This window comes from Oceanobacter kriegii DSM 6294 (genome assembly GCF_000422845.1).
Taxonomy (GTDB): Bacteria; Pseudomonadota; Gammaproteobacteria; order Pseudomonadales; family Oceanobacteraceae; genus Oceanobacter; species Oceanobacter kriegii.
The window spans coordinates 1-17,523 of record NZ_AUGV01000009.1 but is presented as its reverse complement, the minus strand read 5'-3'; the positions used below and the strand labels follow the sequence as shown (position 1 = coordinate 17,523).

General features: G+C 52.2%; 32 protein-coding genes. 1 reads left to right on the top strand and 31 read right to left on the bottom strand.

What is annotated here, in order from left to right; all coding sequences use genetic code 11:
• Nucleotides 1-62: 62 nt before the first annotated feature.
• Nucleotides 63-530, bottom strand: coding sequence for a DUF6691 family protein (locus tag G516_RS0107580; RefSeq protein ID WP_051219053.1), 468 nt, complete (start codon nucleotides 528-530; stop codon nucleotides 63-65).
• A complete protein-coding gene (locus G516_RS0107575; RefSeq protein WP_028293139.1) occupies nucleotides 527-961 on the bottom strand; it encodes a YeeE/YedE family protein in 435 nt (144 codons plus the stop codon). Before G516_RS0107575 ends, G516_RS0107580 begins: the two co-directional genes overlap by 4 nt.
• A 242-nt stretch (nucleotides 962-1,203) precedes the next feature.
• On the opposite strand from G516_RS0107575, the gene G516_RS0107570 reads away from it, so the two are divergent.
• Nucleotides 1,204-2,565, top strand: coding sequence for a leucyl aminopeptidase family protein (locus G516_RS0107570; RefSeq protein ID WP_036535239.1), 1,362 nt, complete (start codon nucleotides 1,204-1,206; stop codon nucleotides 2,563-2,565).
• A gap of 427 nt (nucleotides 2,566-2,992) precedes the next feature.
• Here G516_RS0107570 and rplQ read toward each other — a convergent pair whose 3' ends face one another.
• The 29 genes from rplQ to G516_RS0107430 all read right to left on the bottom strand — a co-directional run.
• Nucleotides 2,993-3,403, bottom strand: coding sequence for a 50S ribosomal protein L17 (rplQ, locus tag G516_RS0107565; RefSeq protein WP_028293137.1), 411 nt, complete (start codon nucleotides 3,401-3,403; stop codon nucleotides 2,993-2,995).
• A 32-nt stretch (nucleotides 3,404-3,435) separates the two neighbouring features.
• Nucleotides 3,436-4,437, bottom strand: a complete 1,002-nt coding sequence (locus tag G516_RS0107560) for a DNA-directed RNA polymerase subunit alpha (protein ID WP_028293136.1) — start codon at nucleotides 4,435-4,437, stop codon at nucleotides 3,436-3,438.
• A gap of 21 nt (nucleotides 4,438-4,458) precedes the next feature.
• Nucleotides 4,459-5,079, bottom strand: a complete 621-nt coding sequence (rpsD, locus tag G516_RS0107555; protein WP_028293135.1) for a 30S ribosomal protein S4 — start codon at nucleotides 5,077-5,079, stop codon at nucleotides 4,459-4,461.
• 13 nt (nucleotides 5,080-5,092) lie between these two features.
• Nucleotides 5,093-5,482, bottom strand: a complete 390-nt coding sequence (gene rpsK / locus G516_RS0107550; RefSeq protein ID WP_028293134.1) for a 30S ribosomal protein S11 — start codon at nucleotides 5,480-5,482, stop codon at nucleotides 5,093-5,095.
• Between the two features lie 71 nt (nucleotides 5,483-5,553).
• Nucleotides 5,554-5,910: a 30S ribosomal protein S13 gene (gene rpsM, locus G516_RS0107545; protein WP_028293133.1), complete on the bottom strand. Its 357-nt coding sequence runs from the start codon at nucleotides 5,908-5,910 to the stop codon at nucleotides 5,554-5,556.
• A gap of 102 nt (nucleotides 5,911-6,012) precedes the next feature.
• Nucleotides 6,013-6,126, bottom strand: a complete 114-nt coding sequence (rpmJ, locus tag G516_RS24320) for a 50S ribosomal protein L36 (protein ID WP_084644941.1) — start codon at nucleotides 6,124-6,126, stop codon at nucleotides 6,013-6,015.
• 20 nt (nucleotides 6,127-6,146) lie between these two features.
• On the bottom strand, nucleotides 6,147-7,472 hold the full coding sequence (gene secY, locus G516_RS0107540) for a preprotein translocase subunit SecY (protein WP_028293132.1): 1,326 nt from the start codon (nucleotides 7,470-7,472) through the stop codon (nucleotides 6,147-6,149).
• Nucleotides 7,472-7,906 carry a 50S ribosomal protein L15 gene (rplO, locus tag G516_RS0107535; RefSeq protein ID WP_028293131.1) on the bottom strand — a complete coding sequence of 145 codons (435 nt, stop codon included), beginning with the start codon at nucleotides 7,904-7,906 and terminating at the stop codon, nucleotides 7,472-7,474. Before rplO ends, secY begins: the two co-directional genes overlap by 1 nt.
• A 1-nt stretch (nucleotide 7,907) precedes the next feature.
• On the bottom strand, nucleotides 7,908-8,093 hold the full coding sequence (gene rpmD, locus G516_RS0107530) for a 50S ribosomal protein L30 (protein ID WP_028293130.1): 186 nt from the start codon (nucleotides 8,091-8,093) through the stop codon (nucleotides 7,908-7,910).
• Between the two features lie 5 nt (nucleotides 8,094-8,098).
• Nucleotides 8,099-8,623 (bottom strand): 30S ribosomal protein S5, encoded by a 525-nt coding sequence (gene rpsE, locus G516_RS0107525; RefSeq protein ID WP_028293129.1) that lies wholly within the window; start codon nucleotides 8,621-8,623, stop codon nucleotides 8,099-8,101.
• Nucleotides 8,624-8,634: 11 nt separating this feature from the next.
• A complete protein-coding gene (gene rplR / locus G516_RS0107520; RefSeq protein ID WP_028293128.1) occupies nucleotides 8,635-8,985 on the bottom strand; it encodes a 50S ribosomal protein L18 in 351 nt (116 codons plus the stop codon).
• 10 nt (nucleotides 8,986-8,995) lie between these two features.
• Nucleotides 8,996-9,532: a 50S ribosomal protein L6 gene (rplF, locus tag G516_RS0107515; RefSeq protein WP_028293127.1), complete on the bottom strand. Its 537-nt coding sequence runs from the start codon at nucleotides 9,530-9,532 to the stop codon at nucleotides 8,996-8,998.
• 11 nt (nucleotides 9,533-9,543) lie between these two features.
• Nucleotides 9,544-9,936: a 30S ribosomal protein S8 gene (gene rpsH, locus G516_RS0107510; RefSeq protein WP_028293126.1), complete on the bottom strand. Its 393-nt coding sequence runs from the start codon at nucleotides 9,934-9,936 to the stop codon at nucleotides 9,544-9,546.
• A 79-nt stretch (nucleotides 9,937-10,015) separates the two neighbouring features.
• Nucleotides 10,016-10,321: a 30S ribosomal protein S14 gene (gene rpsN, locus G516_RS0107505; RefSeq protein ID WP_028293125.1), complete on the bottom strand. Its 306-nt coding sequence runs from the start codon at nucleotides 10,319-10,321 to the stop codon at nucleotides 10,016-10,018.
• A 12-nt stretch (nucleotides 10,322-10,333) separates the two neighbouring features.
• The gene (gene rplE / locus G516_RS0107500; protein WP_028293124.1) at nucleotides 10,334-10,870 is read right to left on the bottom strand and encodes a 50S ribosomal protein L5; all 537 of its coding nucleotides are present in this window, start codon (nucleotides 10,868-10,870) and stop codon (nucleotides 10,334-10,336) included.
• Between the two features lie 18 nt (nucleotides 10,871-10,888).
• Nucleotides 10,889-11,203: a 50S ribosomal protein L24 gene (rplX, locus tag G516_RS0107495; protein WP_028293123.1), complete on the bottom strand. Its 315-nt coding sequence runs from the start codon at nucleotides 11,201-11,203 to the stop codon at nucleotides 10,889-10,891.
• Between the two features lie 16 nt (nucleotides 11,204-11,219).
• Nucleotides 11,220-11,588 carry a 50S ribosomal protein L14 gene (gene rplN / locus G516_RS0107490; protein WP_028293122.1) on the bottom strand — a complete coding sequence of 123 codons (369 nt, stop codon included), beginning with the start codon at nucleotides 11,586-11,588 and terminating at the stop codon, nucleotides 11,220-11,222.
• Nucleotides 11,589-11,619: 31 nt separating this feature from the next.
• Nucleotides 11,620-11,886 (bottom strand): 30S ribosomal protein S17, encoded by a 267-nt coding sequence (gene rpsQ, locus G516_RS0107485; RefSeq protein WP_028293121.1) that lies wholly within the window; start codon nucleotides 11,884-11,886, stop codon nucleotides 11,620-11,622.
• 2 nt (nucleotides 11,887-11,888) lie between these two features.
• Entirely contained in the window at nucleotides 11,889-12,080 is a 192-nt protein-coding gene (gene rpmC / locus G516_RS0107480; protein WP_028293120.1) for a 50S ribosomal protein L29, read from the bottom strand.
• Complete coding sequence (rplP, locus tag G516_RS0107475) at nucleotides 12,080-12,493, bottom strand: 50S ribosomal protein L16 (protein ID WP_028293119.1); 414 nt, start codon at nucleotides 12,491-12,493, stop codon at nucleotides 12,080-12,082. Before rplP ends, rpmC begins: the two co-directional genes overlap by 1 nt.
• Before the next feature lie 12 nt (nucleotides 12,494-12,505).
• Nucleotides 12,506-13,198, bottom strand: coding sequence for a 30S ribosomal protein S3 (rpsC, locus tag G516_RS0107470; RefSeq protein WP_028293118.1), 693 nt, complete (start codon nucleotides 13,196-13,198; stop codon nucleotides 12,506-12,508).
• Nucleotides 13,199-13,209: 11 nt separating this feature from the next.
• On the bottom strand, nucleotides 13,210-13,548 hold the full coding sequence (rplV, locus tag G516_RS0107465) for a 50S ribosomal protein L22 (RefSeq protein ID WP_456090130.1): 339 nt from the start codon (nucleotides 13,546-13,548) through the stop codon (nucleotides 13,210-13,212).
• A gap of 11 nt (nucleotides 13,549-13,559) precedes the next feature.
• Nucleotides 13,560-13,835, bottom strand: coding sequence for a 30S ribosomal protein S19 (rpsS, locus tag G516_RS0107460; RefSeq protein WP_028293116.1), 276 nt, complete (start codon nucleotides 13,833-13,835; stop codon nucleotides 13,560-13,562).
• 18 nt (nucleotides 13,836-13,853) lie between these two features.
• Nucleotides 13,854-14,681: a 50S ribosomal protein L2 gene (rplB, locus tag G516_RS0107455; protein ID WP_028293115.1), complete on the bottom strand. Its 828-nt coding sequence runs from the start codon at nucleotides 14,679-14,681 to the stop codon at nucleotides 13,854-13,856.
• An 11-nt stretch (nucleotides 14,682-14,692) separates the two neighbouring features.
• Entirely contained in the window at nucleotides 14,693-14,989 is a 297-nt protein-coding gene (gene rplW, locus G516_RS0107450; RefSeq protein ID WP_028293114.1) for a 50S ribosomal protein L23, read from the bottom strand.
• A complete protein-coding gene (gene rplD, locus G516_RS0107445) occupies nucleotides 14,986-15,588 on the bottom strand; it encodes a 50S ribosomal protein L4 (RefSeq protein ID WP_028293113.1) in 603 nt (200 codons plus the stop codon). The genes rplW and rplD overlap by 4 nt, the downstream gene beginning before the upstream one ends.
• A gap of 3 nt (nucleotides 15,589-15,591) precedes the next feature.
• Nucleotides 15,592-16,218: a 50S ribosomal protein L3 gene (gene rplC, locus G516_RS0107440; RefSeq protein ID WP_028293112.1), complete on the bottom strand. Its 627-nt coding sequence runs from the start codon at nucleotides 16,216-16,218 to the stop codon at nucleotides 15,592-15,594.
• A 100-nt stretch (nucleotides 16,219-16,318) separates the two neighbouring features.
• Nucleotides 16,319-16,627, bottom strand: coding sequence for a 30S ribosomal protein S10 (gene rpsJ / locus G516_RS0107435; protein ID WP_036535225.1), 309 nt, complete (start codon nucleotides 16,625-16,627; stop codon nucleotides 16,319-16,321).
• A gap of 218 nt (nucleotides 16,628-16,845) precedes the next feature.
• Nucleotides 16,846-17,523, bottom strand: a 678-nt coding sequence (locus tag G516_RS0107430; protein ID WP_028293110.1) for an EF-Tu C-terminal domain-related protein, incomplete at its 5' end; no start/stop codon positions are given.

Genomic DNA, 17,523 nt, shown 5'->3' with positions numbered 1-17,523 from the left:
TTCCGGTGGCGATTTGGTGTCACTGATGTGACATTACGACTTACCTGTCAGCCCAGGGCGAATCAACGTGCCGGGCCAATCAGCCAGTGCGCCAACCGATTGCCAACCAGCAAGGCCAGCACAAACAACAATACATCGCCATTCATGGTAGCGATATCAACCAATGCAGGCCCCGGGCACAGCCCAACCATGCCCCAGCCAATGCCAAACATCGCTGCTCCAGTGATCAACCGCACATTGATACTGCTCATCGTCGGCGTATGGAACTGGCGTTCAAACAGCGGTTGCTGCCGTTTACCGATCAGTCGCCAGCCAATCGCAAACACCAGCACGGCAGCGCCCATGACCGCCATCAACGCAGGCTGCCAGGCTCCAAAGATGTCCAGAAAGCCACGTACCTTGGCCGGGTTATTCATACCAGACAGCAGCAAGCCAATGCCAAACAGCAAGCCCGCCAACAATGCGCTGAACAATGAGCCAAGATAACGGGCACTGATCGATGAGTTGCTTTCAGATACCGACGTACTCATAAGCCAGCCTCCATCAATCGCTGCACTTGCGCCATAACGGCCACCGTGAGAATGGCAAAGCCCATAAACACCAGGGTTGCAACCACCGAGCGCAGTGACATACGCCCCATACCACAGACACCGTGGCCGCTGGTACAGCCGTTGGCCACATAGGTGCCCACTCCAACCAACAGTCCCCCTGCGATGATCAGCCCCTTGTGGCTTGTCATGTCGACGGCTTCCGGCATGTATCCCAGCATTAACAATACCGGCATGGATAGAATCAACCCGAAGGCAAAACACACCGCCCACAAGCGATTGCGCTCGCCGCGGCCAATCCAACTGAAGCAACTGGAGATCACCCCGGTCATTCCACTGATGCGGCCATTGGCCAGCCAGAGCCAGATCGCCGCCAGTCCAATCAAGGCGCCACCTATGAATTCTGCAATCACTCTGTCCCCACATGCACTACGGATTCAAACGCGACAAAGTCTATCACTGAACGCTGATTCTCCAGAGCCTGATCACCGTCTGGAGAGCGCATACCGCTGCTCCGAGCCGCCAACTGTTCATATCACCGAGCCTACAGGCGTTCCATACCATAGACGCTGTTGCTGGCGCGCTGGACAGCGGGAGGCTCGAATTAAAGCGCCGAACCGGCTAGTCTGAACTCACTTATTGAGTGGATATTGTTATGGACATTATTGATCAGCTGCAAAACGACAGCGAAACCCGCCCAATCACCTTCCTGACCGGTGCTGAATACCCACAGTGGAAGGCCGAACACAGCCATGCCGAGAGCTGGCTCGAGGCCAACGGCTACGAGGGCAAAGGCCTGATTCTGATTCCTGGCGAGCACGGCATAGAAGCCCTGTTTGTGGCCGAGCAATACGATCAATCCTTCGTCTGCGGTGACCTTGCCAACCAGCTGCCAGCAGGCCACTACGCCGTTGAAGGCGACCGTAGCGATGACGAGCTGTTTAACATCGCCTTTGGATGGGGTGCAGGCGCCTATCGCTTCACTCGCTACAAGGAAAACACAAAGCCACAGGCCCATCTGCTGTTAACCGACGAAGCGCTGCTGACCCGTGTGAACAACACCCTGACGGCTGTTAGCCTGACCCGTGACCTGATCAATACCCCGGCCCAGGACATGATGCCCCAGCATCTGGCCGATGCCGCCAGCAAGCTGGCCGAGCAACACGGTGCTGAATTCCACGAAATCATTGGCGATGATCTGCTGGAGCTGAACTACCCGATGATCCACGCCGTTGGCCGCGCCAGTATTCACGAACCGCGTTTGCTGGACCTGAGCTGGGGTCACCCGGACGCGCCGAAAGTCACTCTGGTGGGCAAAGGCGTCTGCTTTGACTCCGGTGGCCTGAACCTCAAGCCCGGCAATTTCATGCGCCAAATGAAGAAGGACATGGGCGGTTCTGCCCATGTACTGGGGCTGGCCAGCCTGATCATGGCCAGCAAACTGAATGTACGCTTGCGGGTACTGGTACCGGCGGTTGAAAACGCCGTCAGCGGCAATGCCTTCCGCCCAGGGGACGTACTGCCAACCCGCAAGGGACTGACCGTAGAAATCGACAATACCGACGCCGAAGGCCGTCTGGTGCTGTGCGACGCGCTGGCAGAAGCCATTGAAGACAAGCCGGAAATCATCATCGATTTCGCCACGCTCACAGGCGCCTGCCGTGTGGCTTTGGGGACTGAGCTACCGGGCTTCTTCTGCAACGACAAAACCGTCGCACGGGCGCTCTCAGACGCCGGAGAACGAGTCACCGACCCGGTATGGCAACTGCCGCTGCACCAGCCTTACGCCGATATGATGAAAAGCGACATTGCCGATCTGGTGAACAGTGCCGCCAGCCCATTCGGCGGAGCCATTACCGCAGCCCTGTATTTGCAGGAGTTTATTGATGACACCCCGTGGGTGCACTTCGATGTGATGGCATGGAACAACCGCAAACTGCCGGGTCGTCCAACCGGTGGTGAAGCTATGGGCCTGCGCGCGGTGTTTGAATACCTCAACAGCCGCTTTGCTGACTGAAGCTTCTGATTATTCAGAGGGACCTTATGCTTGAATATTCAAGCAATGACGATTCCTTACAAGCTCCGCCTGTAACTTACAGGCGTTTCACCTACATTTGTGACGTGTGGTTAACACCACATCATGATCGTCACTCACGGATGAGTACCTTCCTTTGATGCGAACCCCGGTTCGCATTTTTTATGCCTGCCTTTTGCCATTGCCATATAGCGCTCCGCTTCCGACTTCCGAGCCTGCGCGGCCCGCTCACTTCCGACTTCCGACTTCCGACTTCCGAGCCTGCGCGGCCCGCTCACTTCCGACTTCCGACTTCCGACTTCCGACTTCCGACTTCCGACTTCCGGCAAGAGACTATCGACACTCAAATAACAGGCACAAAAAAACCCGCCGAAGCGGGTTCTTCTGTTGGCGAGCCAGTCAAATGAGCTTATTCAGCTGCATCGTCCTGAACTTCAACCACGTCTTCTTCAGCAACGTTCACTGGACGGTCAACCAGCTCAACGTAGGCCATAGGAGCCGCATCACCAGCACGGAAACCGCACTTCAGGATACGAATATAGCCGCCTGGACGCGCTTTGTAGCGTGGGCCCAGTTCGTTGAACAGTTTACCAACAGCTTCTTTGCTGCGAGTACGGGAGAACGCCAGACGACGGTTCGCAACTGAATCCTCTTTAGCCAGAGTGATCAGCGGCTCAGCGACGCGACGCAGTTCTTTTGCCTTAGGCAAAGTCGTCTTGATAACTTCGTGTTCGAACAGGCTCACCGCCATGTTTTTGAACATGGCTTGACGGTGTGCGCTGGTACGATTGAAGTGACGACCACTTTTACGATGACGCATGGTTTAAATTCCTTACTAACTGAACGTTCTGATCAAGCCAGTACTTTGTCGTCGTTACGCAGGCTGGCTGGTGGCCAGTTTTCCAAGTGCATACCCAATGACAAACCACGGGAGGCCAGAACGTCTTTGATTTCAGTCAGAGACTTCTTACCCAGATTAGGTGTCTTCAGCAGCTCAACTTCAGTACGCTGGATCAGATCACCAATGTAGTAAATGTTTTCTGCTTTCAGACAGTTGGCGGAACGAACGGTCAGTTCCAGATCGTCTACAGGACGCAGCAGAATCGGATCAATTTCCTCTTCTTCACGTACCTGCTCAACCACTTCGTCATTCTCAAGATTGACGAAGATTGCCAACTGCTGCTGCAAGATGGTCGCGGAACGACGGATCGCTTCTTCCGGATCAATAGTGCCGTTGGTCTCCAGATCGATCACCAACTTGTCCAGGTCAGTACGCTGTTCTACACGTGCAGAATCTACACTGTAGGAAACGCGCTTGACCGGGCTGTAAGTGGCGTCCAGCTGGAGCTTGCCAATTGCCTTGGTCTCTTCGTCGCTCTGGTAACGCGCTTCAACGGTTTCATAACCGCGGCCGGAGGCAACTTTCAAAGTCATCTTCAGCTCAGCACCTTCACCCAGTTCAGCGATGAAGTGATCAGGGTTGGCGATATCAACACCGTGATCCAGTTGAATATCAGCAGCTGTAACCGTAGCCGGACCGACTTTGGTAACGGTCAGGCTGGCTTCATCACGCTCATGCAGTTTGACTGCAACACCCTTAAGATTCAGCAGGATTTCAATAACATCCTGTTGAACGCCCTCGATTGCACTGTATTCGTGCAATACGCCATCGATTTCACATTCGACCACTGCCGCACCCGGCATGGAAGAAAGCAAAATGCGACGCAGGGCCGCACCCAGAGTGTGACCGAAGCCGCGCTCCAGAGGCTCAAGGGTGACCTTGGCGTGGGTAGCGCTAACTTCGTCTACCTGGATGTTTCGAGGTGTCAAAAATTCGTTCACTGCACGCTGCATAGCTGCCCCTAAGCTCCTCTATTACTTGGAGTAAAGTTCCACGATCAGGTTTTCGTTGATCTCTGCAGGGAGATCAGCGCGTTCCGGAACGTTGGTGTAAGTTCCTTCCATCTTGCTGGAATCCACATTGATCCAGCCACAATCAGGACGTTGACCAGCCAGCTCAAGAGCGGACTTGATACGAGCCTGGTTTTTGGCTTTTTCGCGGATACCAATCACATCACCAGCATTAACCTGGAAAGACGGAATGTTTACAGTGCGACCGTTAACGGTGACTGCCTTGTGAGAAACCAGCTGACGGGATTCTGCACGAGTGGAACCGAAGCCCATGCGATAAACAACGTTATCCAGGCGGGATTCCAGCAGTTGCAGCAGGTTTTCACCGGTAGCACCCTTGCGGCGTGCTGCTTCCTTGTAGTAGCTACGGAATTGCTTTTCCAGAACGCCGTACAGACGACGAACTTTTTGCTTTTCACGCAGCTGCAGACCGTAGTCTGACAGACGACCACGACCAGCGCCATGAACGCCAGGCTTGGTTTCTGCTTTACATTTTGAGTCAAGTGCGCGGATACCGCTCTTCAGGAACAGATCAGTTCCTTCACGACGGGACAGTTTACACTTAGGACCAATATAACGTGCCATTTATTCTGCCTCCTTATACGCGACGCTTCTTAGGTGGACGACAGCCGTTATGAGGAATCGGAGTCACGTCAGTGATGTTTGTGATTTTGTAACCACAAGCATTCAATGCGCGAACTGCAGATTCACGGCCAGGACCAGGACCTTTAACTTCAACGTCCAGGTTCTTCAAGCCATACTCTTTAGCAGCTTCACCAGCACGCTCTGCAGCCACCTGAGCGGCGAAAGGAGTGCTCTTACGGGAACCACGGAAACCAGAACCACCGGCAGTTGCCCAGGACAGAGCATTGCCTTGACGGTCAGTAATGGTCACGATGGTGTTGTTAAAAGAGGCATGGATGTGGGCGATGCCGTCCACTACCTGCTTTTTAACCTTCTTCTTGGTTGTTCGTTGTGGCTTAGCCATTCTTTAAATCCTGCTTTTAATATCAACACTGCAACAAGTGAATGCAGCTACACTAAAAGACCAACTCGTAATTACTTACGGATTGGCTTGCGCGGACCCTTACGGGTACGAGCATTTGTTTTAGTACGCTGACCGCGAAGTGGCAGGCTACGGCGATGACGGATACCGCGGAAGCAACCCATGTCCATCAAACGCTTGATGTTCATTTGTACTTCGCGACGCAGGTCACCTTCAACCGTGAACTTGGCAACTTCATTACGGATAAGGTCAAGCTGATCTTCGCTCAGAGTACCAATCTTGGTGTCTTCTGCGATGCCAGTAGCGGCACAGATCTGCTTGGCAGTAGTCTTACCAACGCCAAAAACGTAGGTCAGGGAAATTACTGCATGCTTGTTGTCAGGAATGTTGACACCGGCAATACGGGCCATGTCTAACTCCGTTACACTTTACTTGATGAAAGGGCGCGAGATACTACAAGCTGATTAACTAAAAAGCAAGCAACTTGTTCTCGCACCCGCCTCGACAGGAAATTAACCCTGACGTTGTTTGTGCTTTGGATCTGTACAGATCACACGCACACTGCCGTTACGACGAATGATTTTACATTCACGGCACATTTTTTTAACAGACGCACGTACTTTCATGACTGTCTCCTAAAATGGGCTCAGCGAGCTGAACCCACATTCTTGAGGTTTGCTTTCTTCATCAGGGACTCATACTGATGAGACATCAGATGAGATTGCACCTGCGCCATGAAATCCATGACCACCACAACAACAATCAGCAAGGAAGTACCACCGAAGTAGAAAGGTACGTCGGCAGCAACCACCAGGAATTGTGGCAACAGACATACGGCAGCGATATAGATCGATCCGAACAGAGTCAGTCGACCCAGCACACCGTCAATGTATTTGGCAGTCTGGATACCAGGACGAATCCCAGGGATGAAAGCACCGGATTTTTTCAGGTTCTCGGCCACATCTTTCGGGTTGAACATCAACGCCGTGTAGAAGTAGCAGAAGAAGATGATACCGGCAGCAAACAATACGATATAAAGCGGCTGGCTAGGCGCCAACGCCAGGCTGACGTCTTGCAGCCATTCCATGCCTTCACCCTTACCGAACCACTGACCCAGAGAGGCAGGGAACAACAACAGGGACGAAGCAAAGATGGCCGGGATAACGCCCGCCATGTTCAGTTTCAGCGGCAGATGGCTCGACTGCTGTTGAGCCATTTGACGATTGCCCATCTGGCGCTTGGCGTAGTTGATGGTGATGCGACGCTGTCCACGTTCAACGAAGACAACAAACGCAACCACAGCTACAGCCAGAGCAGCGATGACCAGCAACAACAGGATATTCAGATCACCCTGGCGGGCAGATTCGAACGCCTGACCAATTGCACTTGGCAACCCGGCAACAATACCGGCGAAGATCAGGATAGAGATACCGTTGCCGATACCCCGTTCAGTCACCTGCTCACCCAACCACATCATGAATACCGCACCGGCCACGAAGGACGGTACAGCCGCGATGTAGAAGTCGAGGCCGGAGGAGAAGGTAACACCCTGCCCTGCCAGACCCGCAGACACACCGAACGCCTGCACCGTAGCCAGAAGCACGGTGCCGTAACGGGTGTACTGGGTAATCTTGCGACGACCGGATTCACCTTCTTTCTTCAACTGCTCGAGCTGCGGGCTCACTGCCGTAAGCAACTGCATGATAATGGATGCAGAGATGTACGGCATGATACCGAGCGCAAGAATACTCATGCGCTCAAGTGCACCACCCGAGAACATATTGAACATTTCAAGGATGGTACCCTGATTCTGTTCAAACAACCGAGCGAGTGCGTCCGGGTTAATCCCTGGTACCGGAATGTGGGTACCAATCCTGTATACAACAATTGCCAGGAGCACGAACCGGATCCGAGCGAATAATTCGCCCAGACCCTTGTTCATTCCTTGTGGTAGTGAGCCTTGGGTAGCCATTAGTCTTCGACCTTACCGCCTGCTGCTTCGATGGCAGCCTTCGCGCCTTTAGTGACTTTCAGACCTTTAACAGTCACAGCCTTGCTGATTTCGCCAGACAGAATTACGCGAGCAGATTTGAACTGTTCGCCGATTACGTCTGCTGCTTTCAGTGCTGCCAGATCTACAACGTCGCCTTCAACCAGGGCCAGTTCGTTCAGACGGATTTCCGCCACGAAACGAGCCTTGCGAGAAGTGAAGCCAAATTTTGGCAGACGACGGTGGATAGGCATCTGACCGCCTTCGAAACCAGGAGCAACGCTACCGCCGGAACGGGACTTCAGACCTTTGTGACCACGGCCACCAGTCTTACCCAGACCGGAACCGATACCACGGCCAACGCGCTTACGGTTTGTCTTGGAGCCAGGAGCTGGGCTCAATTCATTGAGACGCATGTTACTCCCCTTCTACCTTAACCATGTATTGAACTTGGTTGATCATGCCGCGAACGGAAGGAGTATCTTCCAGTTCAACAGTGTGACCAATGCGACGCAGGCCCAGACCTTTCATGGTTTCGCGGTGCTTTGGCAGTTTGCCAATAGTGCTGCGAGTCTGGGTAACTTTGATAGTTTTATCAGCCATTTCAATTACCCCAGAATGTCTTCTACGGACTTACCGCGCTTGGCAGCTACCTGTTCAGGAGACTGCATCTGCGCCAGACCGTTGAAAGTTGCACGAACCACGTTGTTCGGGTTGGTAGAACCGTAGCACTTGGCCAGAACGTTCTTGATACCAACCATCTCCAGTACGGCACGCATTGCGCCACCGGCAATAATACCGGTACCTTCAGATGCTGGCTGCATGTAGATGCGGGAACCGGAGTGGCGAGCCTTTACAGGGTACTGCAAAGTGTTGCCGTCCAGTTGAACGTTAATCATGTTGCGCTTGGCCTGTTCCATTGCTTTTTGAATAGCAGTTGGAACTTCACGGGATTTACCGCGACCGAAGCCAACACGGCCATTGCCGTCACCAACAACAGTCAGAGCGGTGAACGCGAAGATACGACCACCCTTAACTACTTTGGCTACACGGTTAACCTGAACCAGCTTTTCCTGGAATTCGCTTTCGTTACGATCGTTGTTGCGATCGTTATTACGTTCGTTATTTGCCATGATCAATACCCTTAGAATTCGAGGCCGTTTTCACGAGCCGCGTCAGCCAGAGCTTTAACACGACCATGGTATTTAAAACCGGAGCGATCGAAAGCGACCTTGGTAATGCCAGCAGCTTTAGCACGCTCAGCAATCAGCTGGCCTACTTTGGTAGCTGCACTTACGTTACCGGTTGTATCGTTACGCAGATCCGCTTCTACGGTAGAAGCCGTTGCCAGGACGCTAGCGCCATTGGCAGAGATGATCTGAGCATAAATGTGTCGTGGTGTACGGTGTACACACAGACGGACCGCGCTTTTTTCACGGATGTTAATCCGGGTTTTCTGGGCACGGCGCAGACGAGCTTTTTTCTTCTCATTCATGGCCTAGACCTTACTTTTTCTTGGCTTCTTTACGACGAACAGTTTCGTCAGCGTAGCGAACACCCTTGCCTTTGTATGGCTCAGGCGGACGGTAACCGCGGATTTCTGCAGCAACCTGACCAACCGCTTGCTTGTCCGCACCTTTGATCACGATTTCGGTCTGGCTAGGAGTTTCAACAGAAACGCCTTCTGGCAGAACGTAATCGATTGGGTGGGAGAAGCCCAGGTTCAAATTCAGAGTGTTACCAGCGGCTTTGGCACGATAACCAACACCTTGCAGAATCAGTTTCTTTTCGAAACCAACGCTTACACCAGTAACCATGTTGTTAACCAGGGCACGGAAAGTACCAGCCATAGCGGTAGCTTTCTTATCGTTTTCCTTGGTAGCAGCAAACGTCAGGGCGCTTTCTTCCTGGTTGATGGCCACGTAAGAGTGGACAGCCAGTTCCAGAGTGCCTTGTTTGCCTTTAACGGAGATTGTTCCTTCACCCAGCTTGACTTCAACGCCAGCAGGGATTTGTACAGGAGCCTTAGCGACGCGAGACATGGTATCCCCCCTTAGAATACAGTGGCGATAACTTCACCGCCGACACCCGCAGCACGGGCAGCGCGATCAGTCATGACGCCTTTGGAGGTGGATACGATGGCTACGCCCAGACCTGCTTCAACTTTAGGCAGTTCTGCAGCACCCTTGTACTGACGCAGACCAGGACGTGAAACACGCTGGATGCGTTCAATAACAGGCTTGCCTTCGTAGTATTTCAGTTCGATAGACAGAGTCGGCTTGGCCGCTTCGTCTACTGAAAAACCACTGATGTAGCCTTCTGCTTCCAATACTTTGGCAACAGATGCTTTGATTTTGGAAGACGGCATGTTCACAGTCGTATGTCCAGCTTGCTGGGCATTACGAATGCGGGTGAACATATCCGCCAACGTATCTTGCATACTCATTTAATAATTACCTCTGTTGTACAGCGGCCACGACGACAAAACCGGGGCGATTAACCCCGGTAATGCGAAGCGGGAGTGCTTACCAACTAGCTTTTTTCAGGCCGGGTACGTTACCTTTCATGCCTTCTTCACGCAACTTAATACGTGACAGCTTGAACTTACGGTAAACGCCATGTGGACGGCCAGTCATTTGACAGCGACGCTGCAGGCGGCTCGCGGAAGAATCGCGAGGCAGCTTTTGCAGTGCCATCTGTGCATTCCAACGTTCTTCATCAGAAGATTCTGGATTCTTGATGATTGCCTTCAGCTCAGCGCGCTTGGCAGCAAACTTGTCTACCAGTTTCTCACGCTTGGCTTCACGCTGCTTCATGCTAATTTTAGCCATGACTAACTCCTATTAACGGAACGGGAACTGCAGCGCTTTCAGCAAAGCACGGCCTTCTTCGTTCGTTTTGGCTGTCGTAGTGATGGTCACATCCATACCGCGAACCTTGTCTACTTTGTCGTAGTCAATTTCCGGGAAGATGATCTGTTCCTTCACACCCATGCTGTAGTTACCGCGACCGTCGAAAGACTTACCGTTGATACCACGGAAGTCACGTACACGAGGCAGTGCGATATCGACCAGACGGTCCATAAATTCCCACATACGATCGCGACGCAGAGTCACTTTACAGCCGATAGGCCAACCTTCACGAACCTTGAAGCCCGCTACTGATTTACGTGCCTTGGTGATAACAACTTTCTGGCCAGAGATCGCTTCCATATCGGCAACGGCATTGTCCAGCAGTTTCTTATCGCCCAGAGCTTCACCAACACCCATGTTCAGGGTGATTTTGGTGATTTTAGGCACTTCCATAATGTTTTTGTAACCAAACTCTTCTTTCAGCTTGGCTACTACTTCTTCTTTGTACAGGTTTTCTAAACGTGACATAGCAGTATCCAGCTCCTATCAGGCGTCGATGACGTCGCCAGTGGATTTGAAGATACGTACCTTTTTGTCGCCTTCAACCTTGAAGCCAACACGGTCAGCTTTTTCAGTCTTAGGGTTCCAGATGGCTACGTTGGAAGCCTGAATACCGGCTTCCTTCTCAATGATACCACCTGGCTGCTGCAGGTACGGGTTTGGCTTCTGGTGTTTTTTCACCATGTTAACACCGGTTACGATCAGACGACCGTCAGCCAGTACTTTTTGTACTGAGCCGCGCTTGCCCTTGTCTTTACCAGCGATAACTACCACTTCGTCTTTACTACGAATTTTCAACATATTCTGTCCCCTCCCCTTAAAGCACTTCTGGTGCCAGGGAAATGATCTTCATGAACTTCTCAGAACGCAGTTCACGAGTCACAGGGCCAAAGATACGAGTACCGATTGGCGCCAGAGATGCGTTCAGCAGAACTGCAGAGTTGACGTCAAAGCGGATAATAGAACCATCCGGGCGACGAATACCTTTACGGGTACGTACAACCACGGCGTTCATTACCTGGCCTTTCTTCACTTTACCGCGTGGAATTGCTTCCTTCACGGATACCTTGATCAAATCACCGATGCCGGCATAACGACGATGAGAGCCGCCCAGTACCTTAATGCACTGAACACGCTTCGCGCCGCTGTTGTCGGCAACGTCCAGCATGGATTGTGTCTGGATCATGCTATTCGCTCCTAACTAACTGCGCCCGGTCTTAGACCTTGGCGGCGCGCTCGTCGATTGAAACCAGCGCCCATGTCTTGTTCTTGGACAAAGGACGCGACTCTTTAACTGTAACAGTGTCACCGATCTGACATTCGTTTGCTTCGTCGTGAGCCATCACCTTGGTGGACTTCTTAACGAACTTCTTGTAGATCGGGTGCTTTACAAAGCGTTCAACACGCACAGTGATGGACTTGTCCATCTTGTTGCTCACGACCTTACCACTCAGGGTACGAACGGTCTGTGTGTTCTCAGTCATGATTATTCACCTGCCTTCTGTGCCAACAGAGTCTTAACTCGAGCGATGTCGCGACGAGTCTGACCGATCAGGTGAGTCTGACCCAGCTGGCCAGTGGCCTTCTGCATACGCAACTTGAATTGTTCGCTCAACAGTTCATTCAGCTGAGATTTCAGCTCAGCCACTGACTTTTCTTTCAGTTCACTTGCTTTCATCACAGCACCGTCCGCTTAACAAACGTGGTATCGAAAGGCAGTTTTGCAGCAGCCAGTGCGAATGCTTCGCGAGCCAGCTCTTCAGAAACGCCTTCCATTTCATACAGAACCTTGCCTGGCTGAATCTGGCATACCCAGTATTCAACGTTACCCTTACCTTTACCCATACGAACCTCAAGAGGCTTTTCGGTGATCGGCTTGTCAGGGAAGACACGGATCCAGATTTTACCGCCACGCTTGATCTTACGAGTCATAGCACGACGAGCTGCTTCAATTTGACGCGAAGTCAGACGGCCGCGGCCGGTTGCTTTCAGAGCGTATTCGCCGAAAGAAACCTTGGAGCCACGAATGGCCAGGCCACGGTTACGACCAGTCTGGACTTTGCGGAATTTGGTACGTTTTGGTAACAACATAACTCAATCCCCTTATGAACGGCCGCCAGACTTTTTCTTACCCTGGTTCTTGGCGCGCTCACGAACTTCCTGGATACCACCCAGGATTTCGCCTTTGAAGATCCAAACCTTCACGCCAATAACACCGTAAGTAGTGTGTGCTTCGTAGGTTGCGTAATCGATATCGGCACGCAGAGTGTGCAGAGGCACACGACCTTCGCGGTACCATTCGGCACGCGCAATTTCAGCACCACCCAGACGACCACTCACCTGGATCTTGATACCTTCAGCACCGCCACGCATAGCGTTCTGTACCGCACGCTTCATAGCGCGACGGAACATAACACGACGTTCCAGCTGAGAGGCAACGCTCTGGGCTACCAGCTTGGCATCCAGATCCGGCTTGCGAACTTCTTCGATGTTGATGTGTACTGGAATACCCATCACTTCGCTCAGGTCCTTACGCAGAACCTCAACGTCTTCGCCTTTCTTACCAATCACGATGCCTGGACGGGCAGTGTGGATGGTAACTTTGGCGTTTTGAGCAGGACGCTCAATAACAACTTTGCTTACTGAAGCCTTTTCCAGGCGCTTTTCGATCAGGGAACGAACAGCAATATCAGTCAGCAGGTTGTCTGCATACTTGTCCTTACCGGCATACCACACAGAATTGTGGTCCTTGGTAATACCCAGGCGGATACCGGTTGGATGAACTTTCTGACCCATCTGACCAACTCCTATTTTTCTGAAACTTTCACAGTGATGTGACAAGTGCGCTTGAAGATACGATCGGCGCGACCTTTCGCACGAGGGCGAATGCGCTTCATCGTCAGACCTTCGTCGGCGTATACGGTGCTGACAATCAGCTCGTCTACGTCGGCGCCATCATTGTGTTCAGCGTTGGCGATGGCAGATTCCAGAACTTTCTTGACCAGGTCAGCGCCTTTTTTGGTGCTGAAGGACAGAATTTCCAGAGCGTCATCCACTTTCTTGCCGCGGATCTGGTCAGCAACCAGGCGAGCTTTCTGAGCGGACAAGCGTGCACCACGCAATACAGCGGCTACTTCAGACATGATTCACCCCTTACTTATCGCTTGGCTTTCTTATCCGCTACGTGACCCTTGTAGGTACGGGTCAGCGCGAATTCGCCGAGTTTATGTCCAACCATGTCTTCGGTTACGAAAACAGGCACGTGTTGTTTGCCGTTATGAACAGCGATGGTCAGCCCCACGAAATCCGGGAAGATAGTGGAGCGGCGAGACCAGGTCTTGATCGGACGCTTGTCGTTCTTCTCAAGAGCGGTCTCTACCTTCTTCATCAAGTGATGGTCGATAAACGGACCTTTTTTCAATGAACGTGGCACAGTTCAATCCTCTCTTAGTTATTTCGCAGAACGACGACGTACGATCAGCTTATCGGTACGCTTATTCTTACGAGTCTTGTAACCCTTGGTTGGAACGCCCCATGGAGTAACAGGGTGACGACCACCAGAGGTACGACCTTCACCACCACCGTGTGGGTGGTCAACCGGGTTCATTACCACACCGCGAACGGTAGGACGAACACCGCGCCAGCGAGAAGCACCAGCTTTACCCAGTTCACGCAGACCGTGCTCAGAGTTGCCTACTTCGCCCAGGGTAGCGCGACAGTCAACCAGGACCTTACGCATTTCACCGGAACGCAGACGCAGAGTCGCGTAAGCACCTTCACGAGCAACCAGCTGAGCAGAAGTACCAGCGGAACGAGCGATCTGGCCGCCCTTGCCTGGCTTCAGCTCAACGTTGTGGACTACAGAACCCACTGGAACGTTACGCAGTGACATCGCGGAACCTACTTTGATAGGCGCGTGATCACCGGAAACAACTTCGTCACCAGCATGCAGGCCTTTAGGAGCCAGAATGTAACGACGTTCACCGTCAGCGTATTTCAGCAGAGCGATGTTCGCAGAGCGATTTGGATCGTATTCCAGGCGCTCAACAACGGCTGGGATGCCATCCTTGTTACGCTTGAAGTCAACGATACGGTAGTGATGCTTGTGACCACCGCCAATGTGGCGAGTGGTGATACGACCGTTGTTGTTACGACCACCAGACTTGCTGTTCTTTTCCAACAGAGCTGCGTGAGGCTTGCCTTTGTGCAGTTCGTTGTTTACGACTTTAACCAGGTGACGACGGCCAGCTGAAGTCGGTTTAGTTTTAACCAATGCCATAACTCAGCTCCTTATTCCGCGTCTGCAAAGTCGATGTCCTGACCGTCGACCAAGCGAACGTATGCTTTGCGAACATCGTTGCGCTTGCCCATGCCGCGGGCAGTGCGTTTGGTTTTGCCTTTGATGTTTACAGTCTGTACGGAGCGAACTTTCACTTCGAACAGAGCTTCAACGGCGGCTTTGATCTCTGGCTTGGTAGCGTCAGCAGCAACACGGAATACGTATTGGCCGTGCTTCTCTGCTACCCAGGTAGCTTTTTCAGAGATCTGAGGTGCCAACAGCACCTTGTAAAGACGTTCACGGATCATGCGTAAGCCTCCTCAAGCTGCTTCAGGGCCGGCACAGTCACCAAAACCTTCTCAAACGCGATCAGGCTTACAGGATCGATAGAAGTCGCTTCAGCAACACCAACGTGAGGAACGTTGCGAGCAGCCAGGTACAGCTTCTCGTCGATCTCTTCAGAGATGATCAGAACGTTGTCCAGTTCCAGTTCGTTCAGCTTGGCAACGAATTCCTTGGTCTTGTGGCTTTCCACAGCGAAGGAATCAGCAACAACCAGGCGTTCCTGACGAACCAGTTCAGACAAGATGGACTGCATCGCAGCGCGGTACATCTTCTTGTTAACTTTCTGTTCGAAGTTACGTGGCTTGGCTGCGAAAGTTACACCACCAGAGCGCCAGATTGGGCTGCTGGATGTACCAGAACGAGCACGGCCAGTACCTTTCTGACGCCATGGCTTGATGCCACCGCCAGCAACTTCGGAACGGGTCTTTTGAGCTTTGGTACCCTGACGGCCACCGGCCATATAGGCGGTAACAACCTGGTGAACCAGAGACTCATTGAATTCACGGCCAAAAGTAGCGTCGGAAACCGCTACCGCAGCACCTGCGTTAGTTTTCAGTTCCATCGCTTACCCCTTGACTGCTGGCTTGACAACAACGTTAGAACCTGGAGCACCAGGAACCGCGCCTTTGATCAGCAACAGTTTGTTTTCCGCATCAACGCGTACAATTTCCAGGCTTTGGGTAGTCTGCTGTTCAGAACCCATGTGACCGGCCATTTTCTTGCCTTTCCAGACACGGCCTGGAGTTTGACACTGACCAATAGAACCTGGTGCGCGATGAGACAGGGAGTTACCGTGAGTAGCATCCTGAGTACGGAAGTTCCAGCGCTTAACGCCACCCTGGAAGCCCTTACCTTTGGTGGTACCGGTAACATCAACTTTCTGACCAGCTTCAAACTGTTCAATAGACAGTTCTTGGCCAGCTTCAAAAGCTTCTTCAGTACGGAACTCGATCAAGCCACTGCCTGCTTCAACATTCGCCTTGGCGAAGTGACCGGCTTCCGGCTTGGAAACGCGAGACGCTTTCTTAGCGCCATAAGCAACCTGAATTGCACTGTAACCGTCAGTTTCAACGGTCTTTACCTGGCTAACACGGTTAGGTGTAACTTCCAGGACAGTAACAGCAACAGATTGACCTTCTTCGGTAAATACGCGAGTCATGCCCGCTTTTTTACCGACAATACCAATTGCCATTTTATATACCTCTCGTGTACGGGGCTAAAACCCACTATGGCCGCCCAATCTTCTAAATACGGGCGTTACACAGAGCACTGTGTAAGGTTAAACGGTTCGATTAACCCAGACTGATCTGAACTTCCACACCGGCAGCCAGATCCAGCTTCATCAGCGCATCAACAGTTTTTTCAGTTGGCTCAACAATGTCGAGCATGCGCTTGTGTGTACGGATTTCGTACTGGTCGCGCGCGTCTTTGTTGACGTGCGGAGAAACCAGAACGGTAAAACGCTCTTTACGAGTAGGCAGTGGGATAGGACCACGTACCTGAGCGCCCGTACGTTTAGCAGTATCGACAATTTCCTGAGTCGAGGTATCGATCAGGCGATGGTCGAACGCTTTCAAACGGATACGGATTCGTTGGTTCATTACCAAACTCCAAATTTATGTGCCAGAGCTCGTTCTCCCCCAATTCAAGGGGACGCGAATTGTATGCGGCTGTACAAAAAGTGTCAACCTAGAAAAATAAAAATGCCACAAAGGCGAGGTAAGGCAGGAATCTCGAGGGGAGAAAACAAAACCCCGATGCGAATGATCGGGGTTTTGATGAGGACCAATCAAAGAGTGACTGGCCCGGGCATCATTGATTACTCAACGATTTTGGCTACAACGCCAGCACCAACAGTACGGCCACCTTCACGGATCGCGAAGCGCAGACCTTCGTCCATGGCGATAGGAGCAATCAGGGTTACACCCAGCTGCACGTTATCACCTGGCATTACCATCTCAACGCCTTCTGGCAGCTCAACAGCACCAGTTACGTCAGTGGTACGGAAGTAGAACTGTGGACGGTAACCTTTGAAGAATGGAGTGTGACGACCACCTTCATCTTTGCCCAGTACGTATACTTCGGATTCGAACTTGGTGTGCGGAGTGATGGAACCTGGCTTGGCCAGTACCTGACCACGCTCAACTTCGTCACGCTTGGTACCACGCAGCAGTACACCTACGTTCTCACCTGCACGGCCTTCGTCCAGGATCTTACGGAACATTTCAACACCAGTACAAGTGGTTTTGGTAGTTTCCTTGATACCGATGATTTCAACTTCTTCACCAGTACGTACGATACCGCGCTCAACACGACCGGTAACAACGGTACCACGACCCTGAATGGAGAATACGTCTTCGATAGGCATAATGAATGCACCGTCGATCGCACGCTCTGGTTCTGGGATGTAGGAATCCAGGGCTTCAACCAGCTTCTTAACAGCGGTAGTACCCATTTCGTTGTCGTCCTGGCCGTTCAGAGCCATCAGAGCAGAACC